The sequence below is a fragment of the Paraburkholderia phenazinium genome (assembly GCF_900142845.1).
GTDB classification, from domain to species: Bacteria; Pseudomonadota; Gammaproteobacteria; order Burkholderiales; family Burkholderiaceae; genus Paraburkholderia; species Paraburkholderia phenazinium_A.
In genome coordinates, this window is the sequence record NZ_FSRU01000001.1 from 2,547,824 (window position 1) to 2,565,497 (window position 17,674).

The window sequence follows — 17,674 nt, forward strand, 5'->3', positions numbered from 1 at the left end:
CGCTTACACCTTGCCGTCCGCTGCCCGAAGATGAAGCGCCGCGCGCTGCGAGGCCACCACGATCAGCTTCATCGTCGCGCGCGTGGCGCCGACGAACAGCTTGCGGGCGCTACGCTCGTCGAACGTGTCGAAGTCCACCTCCGACAGGATCACGCACGGCGCCGATTGCCCCTTGAAGCGGTAGATCGACTCCAGCAACACGTCGCCCTCGCGATACTCCGGATTGCCGAACAGGTCGTACTTGCCGGTGAAGCTGCGCAGACGGTGCGGTCCGAGTTGATCGAGCGCGCTCAGCACCGAACCTTCGCGGCCGCGAAACGACAGCACCGCAATGTCCTGCTTGCGAAACCCCAGCGACAGCGCCTGGGTGATCGCCCGCTTGGTGGCGTCGATGCAGCCCTCGGCCGCGTACGCCTCGTCGTAGGTGGACAGCGACAGATCGGAGCCGTCGAACGGACTGCCCGAAGAGAGCGCCGCGGCAAGCGGCACCTCGGCGCCCACCACGTCGCGCACGAAGTCGAGAATGTCGCGCGGGCTGCGATAGTTGGTGGTTTCCTTGAGCGTGGTCCAGCCCGGCAGATCGACCGGCGCGCGCATGTACAGATTCTGCAGCGGGTCTTCGAGCCACCACCACGCCGCGCCCGGCCGCAACAGGCGTTCAAGCGCGCCGACCCAGGGCTGCTGGAAGTCCTGGCCTTCGTCGACGATCAAGACGTCGAATTGCCAGCGCGCGTCGATTGGCGTGTCGGCAAAGATCTTTTCGAGCTGGTCGAAAATGTCCGCAGCCTGGAAATCTGGCGTGCGGCCGCCGTCGCGGGCAATCCAGTCGCATAGCTGGTGGTAGTTGGCCACTTTCGCTTCGGGCGGCGCGACCCGTGCGATATGGTCGGCGAGCGGCCGGTTGAAGCACACGTACAAGGGCCGCTGGCCGCGTGCGACCGCATCCTTCATGACCTGCACGGCGAGTTGCGTCTTGCCGGAGCCCGCGGTGCCGGCGACACGCAGGCGAAACGGCGTGAACTCGAGCCGCCGCGCCCACGTGGCCAGCCCGCCGGCGAGACGCGTGACGAGCGTGCCCGCCTGGCCGACCAACGCACTGGCGTCGGGCGACAGCGCCAGTTCGTCGGCGAGAAAGTGGTGAATCTTCGCGGCGCAGGCGAGCCGCGGCTCGTCGGCCGGCAAGGCCTCGCGGATGATCGCGGCGAGACGCTCCTTGCGCGTTGCGTCGACGATCCGCGCCGGGTTCACGCCGGCAATCGCCGCGTCCTTCACGACGTGGTCCGGGCAGTACAGCAGTTCCTCGATGAAATAGGTGCCCGCGCCGAAGGCGGCGGTAAAGCGCCGGTGCATGCCTTCGATGGTGCGCGCCAGCGCGATCGCCACATTGCGTTCGGTCTGCAGATAGACCTTGACGAGCCCTTTGGGGGTCTCGCGCAGGAAACCGGTTTTCTGTTCGACGATCATCACGCGCCCCGAGGGACTGACGATCACGAAATCGGCCTCGCCGAATACCGAGAAGCCCTGGTTGAGCCGCGTCCAGTGCACGCCGTGATACACGGTGTAGTCGCTGGACAAGCCCTCTTCCAGCAGCGCCAGGGTTTCGCGTTCGCGCGCGGCGGCGCCGGTGGCAGCGAGATTTTTCCAGTCGTCAGGGACAATGCGGGCCATGCGGTGCCTCGTCGTCTTCAGGTGCGCCCATTGTACGCAAGGCCGATGTCATGCCGGCATCGGCCATTCGGCCGAATAGGTAATGACAGCCGCATCGTGTATCGTTACCGGTTGAACGCCACACACACGTGCGGCTTGCCAACCAGCAAAGAGGACCTACCGGATGATTACGATCTGGGGACGCGCCAACTCGGTCAACGTCCAGAAAGTGTTGTGGTGTTGCGACGAACTCGTGCTGCCGTACGAGCGTATCGATGCGGGCCTGCAATTCGGCCGCAACAACGAGCCGGAATATCTGGCCATGAATCCGAACGCCCGCGTGCCGACGCTGGTCGACGGCGATTTCGTGCTATGGGAATCGAATTCGATCCTGCGCTACCTGGTCATGCAATACGGCCCGTCGAGCCCGCTCTATCCGCCCGAGCCGCAGCCGCGCTCGAGCATCGACCGTTGGCTGGACTGGTCGCTGTCCACGCTGCAACCCGCCGAGCGTCCGGTGTTCTGGGCCATCGTCCGCACGCCGGATGCCGAGCGCGATACCGTCAAGCTCGCCACGGATCTCGCCGCCGTCACCGTGTTGTGGAAGCTCGTCGACACGCATCTGCAGGGCCGCTTTTTCCTCGAAGGCGAAAAGTGCACGCTGGCTGACATCGTGATCGGCGCGTTTGCGAAGCGCTGGTTCGGGCTGGACGGCATCGAACGCCCGTCGCTGCCGAATCTCGAACGCTGGTACTCGCGCCTCACCACGCGTACCGGCTTCAGGAAGTACGTCGATTTCCCGCTGACCTGAACGCCACAACGAGCTGAACGATATGACGATTACGCTCTACGCCTGGGGCACGCCGAACGGCCGCAAGGTCAGCGTCGCCCTGGAAGAAATGGAACTGCCGTACACGGTGGTTCCGGTCAACATCGGCAAGGCAGAGCAGTTCCAGCCCGAGTTTCTGCGCATCAGCCCGAACAACAAGATTCCGGCCATCGTCGATCCGGACGGCCCCGCCGCTGCGGGCGGCTCGGGTGGCGGGCCGATCAGCGTGTTCGAATCGGGCGCGATCCTGCTCTATCTGGGCGAAAAGACCGGCAAGTTCCTGCCGGCCAGTCTGCGCGAGCGCGTGCCGGTACTCGAATGGCTCATGTGGCAGATGGGCGGCTTCGGGCCGATGCCCGGCCAGGTGCACCACTTCGCCGCGCTGGAAGCGGAAGCCGACCGCCGTTACGGCCTGAAGCGCTTCTCGGACGAAACCCACCGCCTCTATGGCGTACTCGACCGGCGGCTGGCGGAGGTGGAGTTTGTGGCGGGCGAACTGTCGGTGGCGGATTTTGCGATTCTCGGTTGGGCGTGGCGGCACGAACGCCATAAGGTCGACCTCGCCACCTATCCCAACGTGCGGCGCTGGTATGAAACGCTGTTCGCGCGGCCGGGCGTGCAACGCGGCTTTGCGGTGAAACTCGACAGCCTATGACGGAGCCACACCGCGCAGCATCGAACATGAATCAGGACATCGCAAGCACGCTCGCCACGGCGCAGCAGAAATTCAGCGCAGGACATCTGGCCGAAGCGGCGGACCTGCTGCACGGCATCCTTCTGCTGCAACCGGAGCACGGCGAAGCGCTCGAAGGGCTCGGCTATATCGCCGCCAAAGAGGGCGACCATCCGCGCGCCGCCGACTATGTGACGCGCGCGCTGCAACACATGGCGGCCTCGCCCGAGCAGATTTACTTCGCCGCCCACGTATGCCAACTGGCAGGACGTCACGCTGAAGCCGTCGCGCTGTACGAGCGCTGCCTCGAACGCAACCCGGATCACGTGCAGTCGTTACACGGTGCGGCGCTGTCGCTCACGAAACTCGGCGAAAACGACCGCGCGCTGCGGTATTTCGAGCGCCTCAGCACACGCCATCCGCAACTCGCCGAAGTGCATTACAACAAGGGCAGCCTGCTCGGTGCGATAGGCCGCTACGACGAAGAACTCGCGGCGTATCGCAAGGCGATCGCGCTCAAACCGAACTTTGGGGCGGCTTATGTCAACGTCGGCGTCGCGCTGCGCGATCTGCACCGCTTCGACGACGCCTTGCAGCAGTTCAAGAAAGCCCTCTCGATCGACCCGAACGACGCCGGCGCGCGCACCAATCGTGCGCAGACCAACCTCTTGCTCGGCGAATTCGAGCACGGCTGGCGCGAGTACGAGTGGCGCTGGCGCGTCGGCACCGCCAGCCACGGCTTCGATGCGGCGACACTGTGGACCGGCGCGCAAGCCATTGCCGGCAAAACGGTATTCGTCCATCACGAGCAGGGGTTCGGCGACACGCTGCAATTCGTGCGCTTCACCGACCGGCTGACTGCCGCCGGTGCGCGCGTGGTGTTGCGGGTACAGGATGCGCTGCTGCCGCTGCTGCGCGGCTATCCGGGGGTGGCCGAGGTGATCGGCGAAAACGCGCCGGTGCCGCCGTTCGACTATCACTGTCCGACCATGAGCCTCGCGTTCGCGCTCAAGATCCGCGCCGCCGACCTCGCCACAGCGGGTCCCTATCTGAATGTCGACGCAGCCAAAATCGCGCAATGGAACACGCTGTTCGAGAGCGAGCATGGCAATGAGCGTGGCGAAAGCCGAGGCCGCACCGGTCGGCCCCGCGTCGGCATTGTGTGGTCCGGCAACCCGGGGCATGTCAACGACCGCAATCGCTCGATCCCGCTGGCGCAACTCGCCGCACTGCTCGACGCCGACGCGACCTTCGTGTCGTTGCAAAAAGCGCTCCGCGAAGACGACCGCGCGAGCTACGACCCGCTCGTGCAACGCGGCGCGCTGCTGGACGTAGCGGAGCGCCTCGACACCTTCGCTGACACGGCCGGACTGATTGCGCAACTCGACCTGGTCATCAGCGTGGATACCGCGGTCGCGCATCTGGCGGGAGCGCTTGGCAAGCCCGTCTGGGTTGCGCTGCCGTTTACGCCCGACTGGCGCTGGCAACTCAAGCGCAGCGACAGTCCCTGGTACCCGGGCGCGCGCCTGTTCCGCCAGGCGGTGCGCCGCGACTGGTCGAAGGTAACGGAAGAAATCCGCACGGCGCTCGATGTCTGGATAAGAGGCTGACGAAGGATCCGGCGCGGCGGCAACCCTGCCGCATAAACGGGTCATGGCCCGCTGCCACGTCGAAACGCGATGGACCTTATAATCTGGCTATGAAGAACGCAAAGCCTTCCACGGTCGCCGCAAAAGCCGCCCAAGCGCCAGCCACGGCTCACGAAAGTGCGCACGACCATCCGCATGGTCATGCGGACGATCATGGGCAAGATCATGGGCATCTCCTCGCCGCTTCGCCGGAAGCCGCGCTGGTGCTGGCAGAAGAGTATTGCCGCGAACGCGGCGAGAAACTCACGCCGATCCGGCGCAAGGTGCTGGAGCTGCTGTTGACCTCGGGCCGCGCCACCAAGGCTTATTCGCTGCTCGACGACATGCGGCAGATTCACCCCGGCTCCGCGCCGCCCACGGTTTACCGTGCGCTCGACTTCCTGCTCTCGGCCGGGCTCGTGCATCGGATCGAATCGATCAACGCGTTCACGGTGTGCCATGACCTGACCCAGTGTCAGCATGGCATTCTGGTGGTGTGCCAGCAGTGCGGCAACGTGACCGAATTGCACCAGCCGAAGCTGCGGCAGGCGCTGGTGGCGCAAATCGAAGACGCTGGCTACCGTCTTGCCAGCGAGGAAATCGAGCTGAAGGGCTTGTGTTCCGCATGCCAGGCCGCCGAGGCCAGCGCAGCCAAGGCCACCGCGAACGGCGCCTGAAGCGGCACCCGGTCCTCCGCCTGAGCCCCGATAGAAAACGCGGAACCACCCCAAGGTTTCACGGAAACCCGGGGACCTGAAGGACCGCTGCAAGGCCAGCGCCTCGCAGCAGCGCCCTGCACACCGCGCTCAGCCGGCTGCGCGGGCGTCGATTGCGTCGTGCAACAAGGCAACCAGCTCATCCGGCCTGGCCGGTTTGGTCATGAAATGCTGGAAGCCCTCACCGATGCTGCGTAATCGGTAGGCGTCGTCGGTGTGGCCGGTGAGCGCCACGGCAATCGCCGGCGCATGATCGCCACGAATCTCGTGATCGCGCAGCCGCTGGATCAGGTAAAAGCCGTCCATGCAAGGCAGTTCCAGATCGCACACCACCGCATCGGGTAACAATCGCAGCGCCGCTTCGACGCCCTCTTCCGCATCCGCCACCGCGACGACATGCGCACCCTCCGATTCAAGCAACAGCGTCAACGATTCCCGGCTTTGCAGGTCATCTTCGACGAGCACGATCGTTGCCTGATCGAGTCTCAACACTCCGTTCATTTTTGGGTTGTTGCTAAAAAGCAGGTTAGGCCCGATAAGGCGGCCATTGTATCGCGCTCAACGTCGCAAGCCGGTTGAAGCCCTTGTTCGCCATGCGCCGCTCGCAAGGTCCGACTCGGTTTCGCGCGCTGAGTTGCAATCGTCCGGTAACAAAAACCTCTGATGAGTCGTTCCGCCGCTGCAGGTTTGCCGCGGTGACGCGCGGTGCATCCTCGTGCACCGATAAGTCACATGCATGAAACAGGCCGGTTTAACGCGCCGCCCTGTGCCCGCGTGCGGCATTCTGCTCGAGCGTATTCGGACCAGGCTCCTCGTGAAGCCACCCATCCTTAGCACGCGGCGTGCCTTGCCACCTTGTGCGCGAGCCGCCGCCCGGGCGGATCGTGAAGCGCCGCCGCGGCTGGCGGCAGGACAACGCGTGAAGGCGGCACAGCCCGCCGCATCGCATCGAAACACACCGGGCACGCACGCATTCCAGCCCCGCTGCCGCCCCACGGCACTGCGCAAAATCTGCCACGCCATGCGATTTTTTGCCTGTCCGACTTAGGTGTAAACGATGACTTCAAAGCGCGACTATTTTCCGGGCAGGGCGAGCGGCCAGTGCTAAATTTCGATCCGGGCGACGACCGTGGCGCGCATCTGGGACACGGTGTTTCATTGCACCCGCGACCCGCGCGGAGTCCGGCCGGGCGCCCATAAGACAACAAACAAGAAAGAGACAACACACCGATCGGGCAGACCGTCCGTGGAGGAGCATCCGGCATGAAGATCAAGAAGGCGATTGACCGTATTCCCGGCGGGCTGATGCTCGTCCCCCTGCTGCTCGGTGCATGCGTGCATACCTTCGCGCCGCACGCCGGCAAGTTCCTCGGCTCCTTCTCCAATGCGTTGATCACGGGCACGCTGCCGATCCTCGCGGTCTGGTTCTTCTGCATGGGCGCCAGCATCAGCCTGAAGGCCACGCCGGTCGTGCTGCGCAAAAGCGGCGTGCTGGTCGTCACGAAAGTGTTGACGGCGGCCGTGGCTGGGGTGATCGCCTCGCATTTCCTGCCGCCGGGCGGCATCACCTCCGGCTTTCTCACCGGGCTCTCGGTGCTCACCGTCATCTGCGTGATGAACGAGAGCAACGGCGGTTTGTACATGGCGCTGATGCAGCAATACGGCACCAAGGAAGAAGCCGGCGCGTTCTGCCTGATGTCGCTCGAGTCCGGTCCGTTCATGACGATGGTGACCCTCGGCATTGCCGGGCTCGCGAGCTTTCCGTATGCGACCCTGCTCGGCGCGTTGCTGCCGTTTCTGATCGGCTTTCTCCTCGGCAATCTGGATAGCGAGTTGCGGCAGTTCTTCGGCCAGGCCGTGGCCGTCATGGTGCCGTTCTTTGCATTCGCACTCGGCAACAACCTCGACTTTCGCGTCATCCTCGATACGGGTCTGCTCGGCGTGCTGATCGGCGTCTGCGTGATTCTCGTGACCGGCACCACGCTCGTGCTGGCCGATATTTTCCTCGCGCGCGGCAACGGCACGGCGGGCATCGGCGCCGCGTCGACGGCAGGCGCAGCGGTCGCCGTGCCGCAGATCATCGCCGGCATCGAACCGCGCTATGCGGCCATCGCACCGGCGGCGACCGCGCTGGTCGCCACCTCGGTGGTGGTGACCTCGCTGCTCACGCCGATTCTCACCGCTATCTGGGCGCGCCGCTGGGGCGTGCTGTCGGCAAGCTACCAGCGCCAGCACCCGGCCTCGGCCGACCCGCTACCCGAGAGCCACGAAAGCCGCCACAATCACGACAGTCACGGACTCGAGCCGACGCTCCGTCCTCCGTTGAAGTAGTCTCTCCTTTTCAACCCGACACCTCCTGATCTCACGATGCAAGAACTCGATCCCGCTACGCTCGAAGCCCTCCGTCATGTCAGCACGGCCACGCTCACCACGCAGTTGTTCAAGCGCGGCTTGCGCAACACGTTCATGCAGGGTGTCGCGCCGCTGGCGACGCCGACCGGCGAAAATCTGGTGGGGCCCGCGTTCACCTTGCGCAATATCCCGTCGCGCGAGGACATTGACGTCCTCGAACTGTTTGCGAATCCGGAGTACGCGCAGCGCAAATGCGTCGAAACGATTCCCGCCGGCCACGTGCTGGTGCAGGACTGCCGCGGCGAGCGCAATAGCGCCTCGTTCGGTTCGATCCTGACGCAGCGCCTGAAGGTGCGCGGCGTCGCCGGCATGGTCTCGGACGGCCCGGTGCGCGACAGCATCACGATCGCCGCGCTCGGCCTGCCGGTGTTCTGCGCCGGTGCGAGCGCGCCGCCGAACCTGCTGCGCCATCATGCGATCGATATCAACGTGCCGATCGGTTGCGGCGGCGTCGCCGTGTTTCCGGGCGACGTGATCGTCGGCGATGCGGACGGCGTCGTGGTCATCCCGCGCGAGATGGCCGCCGATGTCGCCCAGGCGGCCGCCGAACAGGAGCAACTGGAAGAGTTTCTGACCGAACGCATTCGCGAAGGCGCGGCCTTGCCGGGAACGTATCCGCCCAACGACGCGACGAAGGCCGCATACGAAGCGTGGAAGAAAACACGTAACCCGTAATCGCTGCGGGCGATGCTGCAGAAGCATTCTTCTGCAGCATCGCCCGCCTCAGACGAATCGTCAGCGCCACGCTGTCTTGCGTTCAGCTTTCGATTCGTTCTCCGATATGTCCTCCCGTGCAGCCATCCCGGCTCGCACCGTCCCTCCCGCTCATTTCCGCATCTTTCCTTGTGTTACCACGCGGTTACATTCGAGTCGCCTCGAAACAACAGTGCGCGGACCGCGCTGTAATGTCCGGCCACTCCACCACGCCCCTCTGACGCCATCACCTTACAGGTCCGGCGCAATCGCACGCCCAACCTCTTCCCAAATATTTACTGGCGTAACAGGATGGAATATCTGCGCGTTGTCGTGCGCGTTCCGGTGGGCTGTAATGAACCCGGCCCTGCATTCCCGGCGTCTGCAAGCGACATCGCGGCGCCGTGTTCAGCCCTCGCAAGCTGGCCCACGGCGGCATGCTGTCTCGTTCGCCCTGACTACCTTTCACGACTCCCGCTGGGCACGCTACATTGGCTGACACACATCATTCCCAGGACGCATCCGGCAGCGGCTTCCAGCCCGCTCAAGGCAGCGCCGATCTCGCTCAAGGCGCGGCCACTCCGGCGCCAGGCAGCACCAACCCGTCATGGGACGTCGCCGACCTCGAAGCCGCTGCCGTGGCGCAAGCCGCCCTGAAGACCCGGGTCGTCGACGTCAGCCGTCAGTCGCTCACGGAGAGCGGTAATGCCATTTTCCGCGTGCAACTGGCCGATGGCCGGGCCGTTGCGGTGCGCATCAACCCGCGCCGCGGCATGTTCGGCTTTACGCAGCACAATCTCGACGCGCTGCGCCAACTGGGCTTGCCGGTGCCGCACGTATTGGCCTTGGGCACGACGGCCGCGCAGGGTTCGTTCATCATTCTCGAGTGGGTGCCCGGCCAGGATCTGCAGTACGAACTGGCCGGCCTGTCCGCGCAGCAGATGACACGCATTGCCGAGACGGTGGGCGACTATCAGAAGCGTGTCGCGAGCCTGCCCGAAAGCACAGGGTTCGGCTGGGCGCCGATTCGCCGGCATGCGACGACCGCCCATTGGACCGAGATCTTCGGCCTGCCCTCCACCGACGAGCCGGCCGCCGACGCGCCTGCGCTCGAGCACATCAGGGCACGCTTGCGGGCGCTGCGCCGCTCGGTCGAACCGTACTTCGCGTCGTTACGGCCAATCTGCTTTCTGGACGACATGACGGTCAAAAATGTGCTCGTCGAGCATGGCGACCTGCAGGGCATCATCGACGTCGACTTCGTCTGCTACGGCGATCCCTTGATGGCGATCGGCACGACGCTCGCGCACATTGCGGCCGACGTCGGCGAGGCCGGCCGTTTCTACGGAGACGAGCTGATTCGCCACGCGGCGCCGTCACCGGACGCGCATCGGGCCATCTACTTCTACAGCTCGCTGTGGATCACGGGCTTTCTCGCCGCGGCGCAAACCGCCGGACAGGCACAGCGCGCCGCGCAACTATTGCAGGCTGCGGACGGCATGCTGCGTGTGGCCGAGACCGACCTTCACGTCTGAGCCGGCGCGAGCCCGTGCACCAGCAACGCCACCGCGTGGCGGGCGATGTCGTCGGGCGTCAAGCTGCGCCGCACCGGATCGTTGCGCCACATCTTCGACGTGGCCAGCGGCAGGATAGTCAAACCCAGCAGCGTAAGAAACACCAGCGACGGCTCCAGATCCGCGTTGACGCGCCCCTCTTTCTGCCACTGCTCGATCCGCGCCAGGGAAGCCTTGTGATGCGTATGGCCGAAACGCTCGTGCATGCGCTGGCGTAGCAGCCCGCCCTCGCTGATCACCTCGCGCACCCACAGCGGCGGAAACCACGGATTCTCGACCGCGACCGCCACCATCCCGCGCGCCATTTGCGTGATCGCCGCCACCGGATCGTCCGGATTGGCCTCGAACGCCCCACCGATCGCCGTGCGCAACGGCAGAAAACGCTCGTCGATCAACACGTCGAGTAACTGGTCGCGCGTCTTGAAGTAGTAATGCACCATCGCCGGCGTGAAGCCGGCCTCACGGGCAATCGCCCCGAGCGAGGTATCGACGATGCCCTGGCGCGCGAACAGCGCGAGCGCCGCATCGAGCAGCCGGGCGCGCTGCTCCGGCCCGCGCGCGCTGCCGGTGGGCCGGCCGGGGCGCCGCGCGGCGAGCGGCGCAGCAGCCGGATCCTGCGTTGCAGCGGTCGGCGCGGCGCGTGCGGCAGACGCCGCACCGGCTGCGCGCGGCGCTTTTTTCTTGCCCCCCGCTGCGGCCGCTTTGGATGGGCGCTCATCGGACGGTGGAGTCGTCATTTCGTTTCCATTTGACCAATTCTGAGATGTGACATATATTAATCGCTGAGTTAATTAATTTCAACCTGTTCCACACGCTGCAGACACCGTTCGATAGGTCCCCAATCCATGGATCAACGTACCACCACCCCAGCCGAACTCGCGACCGGCGCGGAGCATCCGCCGATTCGCCTGCTATTCACCGCCCTCCTGCTGGTGATGCTGCTTGCCGCGCTCGATCAGACCATCGTGTCGACGGCGCTGCCCACCATCGTCGGCGAGCTTGGCGGTCTGAACAACCTGTCGTGGGTCGTCACCGCCTACCTGCTGACGTCGACCATCGTCGTGCCGCTATACGGCAAGTTCGGCGACCTGTTCGGCCGCAAGGTCGTGCTGCAGGCGGCCATCGTGCTGTTCCTCGTCGGCTCCGCGCTGTGCGGGATCGCGCAAAACATGGCCCAACTGATCGTGCTGCGCGCCCTGCAGGGTCTCGGCGGCGGCGGCCTGCTGGTGGTCACCATGGCGGCCATCGCCGACGTGATCCCGCCTGCCGAGCGCGGCCGCTATCAGGGCGTATTCGGCGGCGTGTTCGGTCTCGCCACGGTGATCGGTCCGCTGCTCGGCGGCTTTCTCGTCGAGCATCTGTCGTGGCGCTGGATCTTCTACATCAACCTGCCGCTCGGCGTGCTCGCGCTCGCTGTGATCGGTGCGGTGTTCAAGCCGCACACCGCGCATATCAAGCACACCATCGACTACATGGGCGCCGCGTTTCTGGCGGGCGCGCTCACCTGCATCATCCTGTTCACGAGCCAGGGTGGGACGATCCTGCCGTGGTCGTCGCCGCAATTGTGGTTCACGCTGGTGATGGGCTTCGTCTGCATCGGCGGTTTCATTTATGAAGAGCAGCGTGCGGTCGAGCCCATCATGCCACTCGAACTCTTCAGGCAACGCACCTTTTTGCTGAGCAGCCTGATCGGCTTCATCATCGGCGTTTCGCTGTTCGGCTCGGTGACGTTCATCCCGCTGTATCTGCAAGTGGTCAAAGGTTCGACGCCTTCGGAAGCCGGCATGCAGATGCTGCCGATGATGGGCGGCTTGCTGGTGATGTCGGTCGTCACCGGGCGCGTGATCAGCAAGATCGGCAAATACCGCATGTTCCCGATTGGCGGCACATTCCTTGTGGCCGTGGCGATGACCTTGCTCGCGCGCTTGCAGATCTCCACGCCGATTCATGTGATGTATCTCTACATGGGTCTCCTCGGCCTCGGTCTCGGCATGGTGATGCAGGTGTTGATTCTCGCCGTGCAGAACACCGTTGAATTCAGGCATATGGGTGTCGCCACCTCGGGGGCCACGCTGTTCCGCTCGATTGGCGGCTCGGTGGGTGTCGCGGGCTTCGGCGCGGTGTTCTCTAACGGCCTCGCCGCCCGTTTGCAAACCTTGCTTCCGCCCGACGCCGAACTGCCGCACGCACTCGGCCCTGCGGCTATCCACCAGTTGCCCACCGCATTGCGCGACGACTATCTGCAGGCCTTTGCCGGTGCACTGCATACGGTGTATCTGTCCGCCTCGTGCGTGGTCGTGCTGGCGTTCGCGCTTGCCTGGCTGCTCAAGGATCATCCGCTGCGCAAGCACTGAATCCTGCAAGATGCGAGGCTGCGTGCAGCGTGACCGGCCTCGCCAAGCGTTTCATCCGATCAAACTCCGCGCCGCTCTCTCGCCGCCGGCAGCCTGTAAAAAATCTCCCTTTCGTTCGTTCTGCAGACATATGCGGTTTTTCGCCCGTCGCAATGTGTGTCGTCGCACACGCGGTAAGGGCGAACGTCGATTGACGTTCACTCGGAAAGCTCACATATTGTTCATGGCGACGCCGCCATTTTTTACTGTGGCAGCGCCGAACTCCAGCGCATGTGGATCGTGATTCACGCAGACATTGCATGCTGCCTCGACCACGATCTGGAGCATGCCGTAATCGGCATAGCCTATCGCAGATGGGTCACAGCATGTCCACCCAAAGTACGCCTGGCCAGAGTTTCCCCGCGCCGTGCAAGCGCTGCGGTGGTGCGTTGTATCAGCACGCCGATCTATGTCCTTACTGTGGCGCGGCTCATCCGCTCGCAACGCCGGCCCATGCGCGCTTTGGCGGCGCGGACGGCCCGCTGCATCGTCCGTTGCAGACGGGCGCCCAACCGGAGCCGGCCGTGCCGAAACTCGCTTCGCCCGACACACCGATTCCGCCGCTCAGTCACCTGCCGCTCGGTGCGCCGCTCGTGTCGCACTGGCTGCTTACGCGTGGACTGATCGCGCTTGGCGTCGTCGTACTAGCTTATGGCGGATACACGCTATTGAGCGATCGCCACACCAGTGCGCCCGCTTACGATGAGCAGGACACCAAATCAACGGCGGGTTCGATTGCACCGTATGCCGCGGATCAGACAAGCAACACGCGGGCTAGCACGGGCACCGTCAATACCTCCGCGCCACCGGCGCCGGCTGCCGTCCAGCCGGTCGTCGTCCCGCACTATCGCGACCTGCCCGACAGCCTGCGCGCGGCGCACCAGCATGCGGACGCTCATGACCTCTCCGGCGCACAGGCCGCGGTTAACGCAGCGCTCTCGATGGACCCCGACAACGCCGATGCACGAGCGATCCAGCGCGAACTGGCGCCGCTCGAGCAACGCCGCGACGCCGCGCTGCAAACAGCCAACGTATGCATCAAGGACCGCTTGTGGAACTGCGTGGAGCATAGCGCCAGCGATGCCCTCGCGATCGATAGCGGCAGCCCCGCAGCAAGATCGCTGCTGCAACGGGCGATCGTCGAAACCGGGTGGGCGCCGCTCGGCGGTCGCGCCGCGCCGCCCGCGAAAACCGCTCGCGTACCTCAGCCTCCGCAGCCCGCTCCGGCCACTCAGGTTGCGCCGCCAACGGCGGCTGCCCCTGCGCCTGCCGCCCCTGCAGCAGACAGCGTCGACGCGCAGGTACGCGCCATCACGCAGTCCGGCTGGCGAAACTCGCCGGCATCGGCGGCAGCGCCGGCTCAATGAGCCGTTCATTGAGCGGCGCATTCAGCCGATCACGAAGCGCGCAAGCCTTTAGGCATCTCGCAAGACGCAAGACCTGGAAGTTGCAGCACCGACTCACCGACGCTTCGTCGCGGCACGCCGCGTGAAGCCCGTTCAAAACAGACCGATAGGTGGAACGACCATGCTCAAGATCATTCTGGCGGGATGGCTCGGACTGATGCTGACGTCTTCAATCGCGCTCGCGGACAATGCGCACTACAAGATCGTCACCGGCCCCGAACGCGGCACCTATATCCAGATCGGCGCGGATCTGGCGAAATGGGTGGCCGAGCCGGTCGGCATCGACCTCGAAGTCATGCCCTCGAAGGGCTCGGCGGAGAACGTCCAGCGCATGCGTTTCGAACCGGGCGTGAAACTCGCGCTGGTGCAATCGGACGTGTATCAGGCCTATGTCGACATGGCCAACGCCGGCAATGCCGACGCCGGTCAGGCCATCCGTCCGTTGCGGCTCATCATGCCGCTCTACGACGAGGAGATCAATTTCGTCGTGCGGGCCGACTCGCCGATCAAGACTATCAACGAGATCAAGGACAAGAACATTAGCGTGGGCCTGCTCGGCAGCGGCACGGCGCAGTCCGCCAATACGATTTATCACCTGATGTTCGGCCAGCCGATCGCCGATCAGAACGCCCAGCACCTCAGCAACGAAGATGCGCTTGCCGCGCTGATCGTCAAGAAGATCGACGTGGCGGTGATCGTGGTCGGCCAGCCCGCCAAGCTCTTCACCGACATGAACCCGGAGTTGCTGCAGCAGCTTCGTCTGCTGCGGGTCGATCCCAACGCGCCCGAATCGGCGCGCGCGAAACAGACTTATTTTCCGGCGACGATTCACACGGCCAGCTATCCGAACTGGCTGAAGGAAGACGTGCCGACCTTCACTGTGAAGGCCTTCCTCGTCACCTACGATTACGGACTGCGCGATACGGTCGTCAATCTCGATCGCTTCGCCGAGTCGTTATGTACGAACTTCGATAACCTGCAGGAGCACGGTCATCCGAAGTGGAAGCAGGTAAAGATGGAATTGCCGAGTCTCGGCAAAGGCTGGCAATACTATGCGCCGGTGGAAAAGCATCTGCGCGCCTGCGTCGCCCGCCGCGAGGCCGGCATGACGACGGCAGCGCCCGCGCAAACCGCGGACAAGGCGCCCGTCAAGTCGAATTGCACGGATGAGGCGCGAGTGCTGATGCTCTGCAAATGAGGCGGAGCAGCTCAAACTCAAACGGCCACCTGAGCGAGATCCATCGCACGTTGCAGTGCTTCGTAGGCCTTCGGCCGGTTGCACTGCGACACGTTAAAGCGCAGGAACCCCGTCGCCGATTGCGCGGCGCTAAACACATTGCCGGGCGCCAGCACCACGTTTTCCGTCAGCGCATGCCGCGCGATCTCCGCCGCATCCAGTTCAGCGGGCAAACGCGCCCAGACGAAGAGACCGGCGCGCGGCCGGGTCCACACCTCGAGGCCCGCCTGCGTCAGACGCCGGATGGTCTCGCCCATCGCGTCGGCCAGTTTCGCGCGCAGGCCTTCGAGATGCCGCCGGTACGTGCCGTCCACCAGCAGCCGATGCACCACGCTCGCCGCCAGTTGACCGTTGCCGAACGACGTCGCGAGCTTCAGGTCGATCAGCGGTTCGATCCAGTCGGCGCGTGCCGCGATGAAGCCGCAGCGCACCGCCGCCGAGAGCGTCTTCGAAAAACTGCCGATCGACACCACCCGCGCGAGTCCGTCGAAAGCCGCCAGACGCGGCGCGGGTTCGTCTTCGAAGTCGGCGAAGATGTCGTCCTCGACGATCAGCAGGTTGTGCTCGCCGGCCAGCTTCAGCAGCCGATGCGCGACCGCCGGCGCCAGCGTCGCGCCGGTCGGGTTGTGAATCGCCGAGTTCGTCACATAGAGGCGCGGGCGGTGCTCCACCAGCGCCCGCTCGAAGCTCGCCAGATCCGGCCCGGACGGCGTGTAGGGCACACTGACGATGCGGGCTCGATGCGCGCGCAGCAACGCATGGAAGTTGAAGTAGCACGGATCGTCGATCAGCACGGTATCGCCCGGTTCGAGCAGGAAGCGGCAGACGAGATCGAGCGCATGGGTGCCGCCGTCGGTGAGGACGATCTGCTCGGGCGGCGCCTCGACGCCGTGCTGGGCGAGACGCCAGGCGAGTTGCTGGCGCAGCGCGGGCAAGCCGGGCGGCGTGGCGTAATCCGCCAGCGCCGCATGCGGGTCGCGCGCCACCGCGCGCAACGCGCGGCGCACGCCGTCTTCCGGTAACCACGACGCCGGCAGCCAGCCGCAACCGGGCTTCAGCACCTTCTGCCCGGCTTCGAGCGATTGCCGCGTGAGCCACAGCGGATCGACCTGGCGGTCCAGACGCGGACCCAGATCGGCCAGCGCGAGCGGCGGCGCATGGCCGGAGACGAAAAACCCCGAACCGCGCCGCGCGACGACGGCGCCTTCCGCGACCAGCCGGTCATAGGCCTCGACCACCGTCGATTTCGACACGCCGAGCGTCTCCGTCATCATCCTGATCGACGGGACGCGGGCGCCGGGCATCAGCGAGCGGCTGGCAATGCGCTCGCGCAACGCGTCCATCACGACTTCGACGCGGGTGCGCGACGAAGCGCTGCTCGCTGGATTGTCTTTGCTGTTTTCCGCCATCTGTACTGCTCCACGTTCGGTACAGTTTGCACGAATTGTACTGATCCGTAGCTTACACTTTTGGCCGGCAAGGAGGATGCTGGATGCTTTACCCCGCAGACGGAAACTCCGATGATTCAACATTCCAAAAACAGCCAGCCAGGCCATAGCCGCGCCTCGAGTGGCTGGGTAAGCGGCCTCGTCGGCGTGCTGATCTTCAGCGGCTCGCTGCCGGCCACGCGCATCGCCGTGCAGGGGCTCGATCCGATCTTCCTGACCGTGGCGCGCGCAACGATTGCCGGCACGCTCGGCCTCATCCTGCTGCTCGTATTTCGCGAGACCCGTCCGGTGCGGCGCGACCTGCTGCCCTTGCTGATTGTCGCGCTCGGCGTGGTGGTCGGCTTTCCGTTGCTGACCGCCCTCGCCTTGCGCCATATCACCTCCGCGCATGCGGTCGTCTTCATCGGCCTGTTACCGCTGTCCACGGCGATCTTCGGCGTGCTGCGCGGCGGCGAGCGCCCGCAAGCGGCGTTCTGGCTGTTTTCGGCGCTCGGCAGTTGCGCGGTCGTCGCGTTTGCCGTGCGCAACGGACTGCATGCCTCGCCGCTCGGCGACGCCCTGATGCTCGCCGCGATCGTGGCATGCGGGCTCGGCTATGCCGAAGGCGCCAGGCTGTCGCGTCATCTCGGCGGCTGGCAGGTGATCTCGTGGGCGCTGGTGCTGTCGCTGCCGGTGATGGTGCCGCTCACGTGGTGGGCATGGCCCGCTTCGTTCGCGGGCGTCAGTCAGGCCGCGTTGTGGGGGCTCGCGTATGTGTCGCTCTTCAGCATGCTGATCGGCTTCGTGTTCTGGTACCGGGGGCTCGCGCTGGGCGGCATCGCCAGCGTCGGACAACTGCAATTGCTGCAGCCGTTCTTCGGACTCCTGCTGGCCGGCGTGCTGCTGCATGAGCAGGTGCCGCCGGTGATGATCGTCGTGACGGTGATCGTGGTGGCCTGCGTGGCGGGCGCACGGCGGTTTGCGCGGGCCGTGCCGGTGCGGCAGGCTGGTTAGCGGCGTGTGGGTGGCGGGCGGTATG

The 17,674-nt window shown here is 65.1% G+C and carries 14 protein-coding genes and 1 pseudogene; 11 read left to right on the forward strand and 4 right to left on the reverse strand.

Annotated elements, in window-relative coordinates; all coding sequences use genetic code 11:
• Window positions 1-3 precede the first annotated feature (3 nt).
• Window positions 4-1,668 (reverse strand): ATP-binding domain-containing protein, encoded by a 1,665-nt coding sequence (locus BUS12_RS11060; protein WP_074295735.1) that lies wholly within the window; start codon window positions 1,666-1,668, stop codon window positions 4-6.
• A 163-nt stretch (window positions 1,669-1,831) separates the two neighbouring features.
• Between BUS12_RS11060 and BUS12_RS11065 the strand changes: the two genes are divergently transcribed.
• The 4 genes from BUS12_RS11065 (at window position 1,832) to BUS12_RS11080 (ending at window position 5,454) form a co-directional block, all read left to right on the forward strand.
• Window positions 1,832-2,458: a glutathione S-transferase family protein gene (locus tag BUS12_RS11065; protein WP_074295736.1), complete on the forward strand. Its 627-nt coding sequence runs from the start codon at window positions 1,832-1,834 to the stop codon at window positions 2,456-2,458.
• A 22-nt stretch (window positions 2,459-2,480) separates the two neighbouring features.
• Entirely contained in the window at window positions 2,481-3,131 is a 651-nt protein-coding gene (locus BUS12_RS11070) for a glutathione S-transferase family protein (protein ID WP_074295737.1), read from the forward strand.
• 26 nt (window positions 3,132-3,157) lie between these two features.
• A complete protein-coding gene (locus BUS12_RS11075) occupies window positions 3,158-4,759 on the forward strand; it encodes a tetratricopeptide repeat protein (protein ID WP_074295738.1) in 1,602 nt (533 codons plus the stop codon).
• A gap of 89 nt (window positions 4,760-4,848) precedes the next feature.
• Complete coding sequence (locus BUS12_RS11080; RefSeq protein WP_074295739.1) at window positions 4,849-5,454, forward strand: Fur family transcriptional regulator; 606 nt, start codon at window positions 4,849-4,851, stop codon at window positions 5,452-5,454.
• A gap of 129 nt (window positions 5,455-5,583) precedes the next feature.
• Here the strand turns inward: BUS12_RS11080 and BUS12_RS11085 are convergent.
• Window positions 5,584-6,041: pseudogene (locus BUS12_RS11085) on the reverse strand (response regulator).
• Window positions 6,042-6,756: 715 nt separating this feature from the next.
• Between BUS12_RS11085 and kdgT the strand changes: the two are divergent.
• The 3 genes from kdgT (at window position 6,757) to BUS12_RS11100 (ending at window position 10,133) form a co-directional block, all read left to right on the forward strand.
• Complete coding sequence (gene kdgT, locus BUS12_RS11090; protein WP_083640342.1) at window positions 6,757-7,824, forward strand: 2-keto-3-deoxygluconate transporter; 1,068 nt, start codon at window positions 6,757-6,759, stop codon at window positions 7,822-7,824.
• 36 nt (window positions 7,825-7,860) lie between these two features.
• Window positions 7,861-8,580 (forward strand): ribonuclease activity regulator RraA, encoded by a 720-nt coding sequence (locus BUS12_RS11095; RefSeq protein ID WP_074295741.1) that lies wholly within the window; start codon window positions 7,861-7,863, stop codon window positions 8,578-8,580.
• Window positions 8,581-9,089: 509 nt separating this feature from the next.
• On the forward strand, window positions 9,090-10,133 hold the full coding sequence (locus tag BUS12_RS11100; protein ID WP_074295742.1) for a phosphotransferase family protein: 1,044 nt from the start codon (window positions 9,090-9,092) through the stop codon (window positions 10,131-10,133).
• On the opposite strand, the gene BUS12_RS11105 is transcribed toward BUS12_RS11100, so the two are convergent.
• Window positions 10,124-10,909 carry a TetR/AcrR family transcriptional regulator gene (locus BUS12_RS11105; RefSeq protein WP_074295743.1) on the reverse strand — a complete coding sequence of 262 codons (786 nt, stop codon included), beginning with the start codon at window positions 10,907-10,909 and terminating at the stop codon, window positions 10,124-10,126. The two genes, BUS12_RS11100 and BUS12_RS11105, sit on opposite strands and share 10 nt — an antisense overlap.
• A gap of 108 nt (window positions 10,910-11,017) precedes the next feature.
• Between BUS12_RS11105 and BUS12_RS11110 the strand changes: the two genes are divergently transcribed.
• From BUS12_RS11110 to BUS12_RS11120, 3 genes are all read left to right on the forward strand, one after another.
• Window positions 11,018-12,526, forward strand: a complete 1,509-nt coding sequence (locus BUS12_RS11110; protein ID WP_074295744.1) for an MDR family MFS transporter — start codon at window positions 11,018-11,020, stop codon at window positions 12,524-12,526.
• 365 nt (window positions 12,527-12,891) lie between these two features.
• Window positions 12,892-13,932, forward strand: a complete 1,041-nt coding sequence (locus tag BUS12_RS11115; RefSeq protein ID WP_074297363.1) for a hypothetical protein — start codon at window positions 12,892-12,894, stop codon at window positions 13,930-13,932.
• Between the two features lie 160 nt (window positions 13,933-14,092).
• Complete coding sequence (locus BUS12_RS11120) at window positions 14,093-15,169, forward strand: TAXI family TRAP transporter solute-binding subunit (RefSeq protein ID WP_074295745.1); 1,077 nt, start codon at window positions 14,093-14,095, stop codon at window positions 15,167-15,169.
• A gap of 17 nt (window positions 15,170-15,186) precedes the next feature.
• On the opposite strand, the gene BUS12_RS11125 is transcribed toward BUS12_RS11120, so the two are convergent.
• On the reverse strand, window positions 15,187-16,617 hold the full coding sequence (locus tag BUS12_RS11125) for an aminotransferase-like domain-containing protein (protein ID WP_074295746.1): 1,431 nt from the start codon (window positions 16,615-16,617) through the stop codon (window positions 15,187-15,189).
• Window positions 16,618-16,728: 111 nt separating this feature from the next.
• Between BUS12_RS11125 and BUS12_RS11130 the strand changes: the two genes are divergently transcribed.
• Window positions 16,729-17,649, forward strand: a complete 921-nt coding sequence (locus tag BUS12_RS11130) for a DMT family transporter (protein ID WP_074295747.1) — start codon at window positions 16,729-16,731, stop codon at window positions 17,647-17,649.
• The last annotated feature ends 25 nt before the right edge of the window (window positions 17,650-17,674 follow it).

Coding starts and splice junctions, on each gene's coding strand:
- BUS12_RS11065 (WP_074295736.1), top strand. CDS start 1,832: ATGATTACGATCTGGGGACGCGCCAACTCGGTCAACGTCCAGAAAGTG.
- BUS12_RS11115 (WP_074297363.1), top strand. CDS start 12,892: ATGTCCACCCAAAGTACGCCTGGCCAGAGTTTCCCCGCGCCGTGCAAG.
- BUS12_RS11105 (WP_074295743.1), bottom strand. CDS start 10,909: ATGACGACTCCACCGTCCGATGAGCGCCCATCCAAAGCGGCCGCAGCG.
- BUS12_RS11125 (WP_074295746.1), bottom strand. CDS start 16,617: ATGGCGGAAAACAGCAAAGACAATCCAGCGAGCAGCGCTTCGTCGCGC.
- BUS12_RS11075 (WP_074295738.1), top strand. CDS start 3,158: ATGAATCAGGACATCGCAAGCACGCTCGCCACGGCGCAGCAGAAATTC.
- kdgT (WP_083640342.1), top strand. CDS start 6,757: ATGAAGATCAAGAAGGCGATTGACCGTATTCCCGGCGGGCTGATGCTC.
- BUS12_RS11130 (WP_074295747.1), top strand. CDS start 16,729: ATGATTCAACATTCCAAAAACAGCCAGCCAGGCCATAGCCGCGCCTCG.
- BUS12_RS11070 (WP_074295737.1), top strand. CDS start 2,481: ATGACGATTACGCTCTACGCCTGGGGCACGCCGAACGGCCGCAAGGTC.
- BUS12_RS11110 (WP_074295744.1), top strand. CDS start 11,018: ATGGATCAACGTACCACCACCCCAGCCGAACTCGCGACCGGCGCGGAG.
- BUS12_RS11120 (WP_074295745.1), top strand. CDS start 14,093: ATGCTCAAGATCATTCTGGCGGGATGGCTCGGACTGATGCTGACGTCT.
- BUS12_RS11060 (WP_074295735.1), bottom strand. CDS start 1,668: ATGGCCCGCATTGTCCCTGACGACTGGAAAAATCTCGCTGCCACCGGC.
- BUS12_RS11080 (WP_074295739.1), top strand. CDS start 4,849: ATGAAGAACGCAAAGCCTTCCACGGTCGCCGCAAAAGCCGCCCAAGCG.
- BUS12_RS11095 (WP_074295741.1), top strand. CDS start 7,861: ATGCAAGAACTCGATCCCGCTACGCTCGAAGCCCTCCGTCATGTCAGC.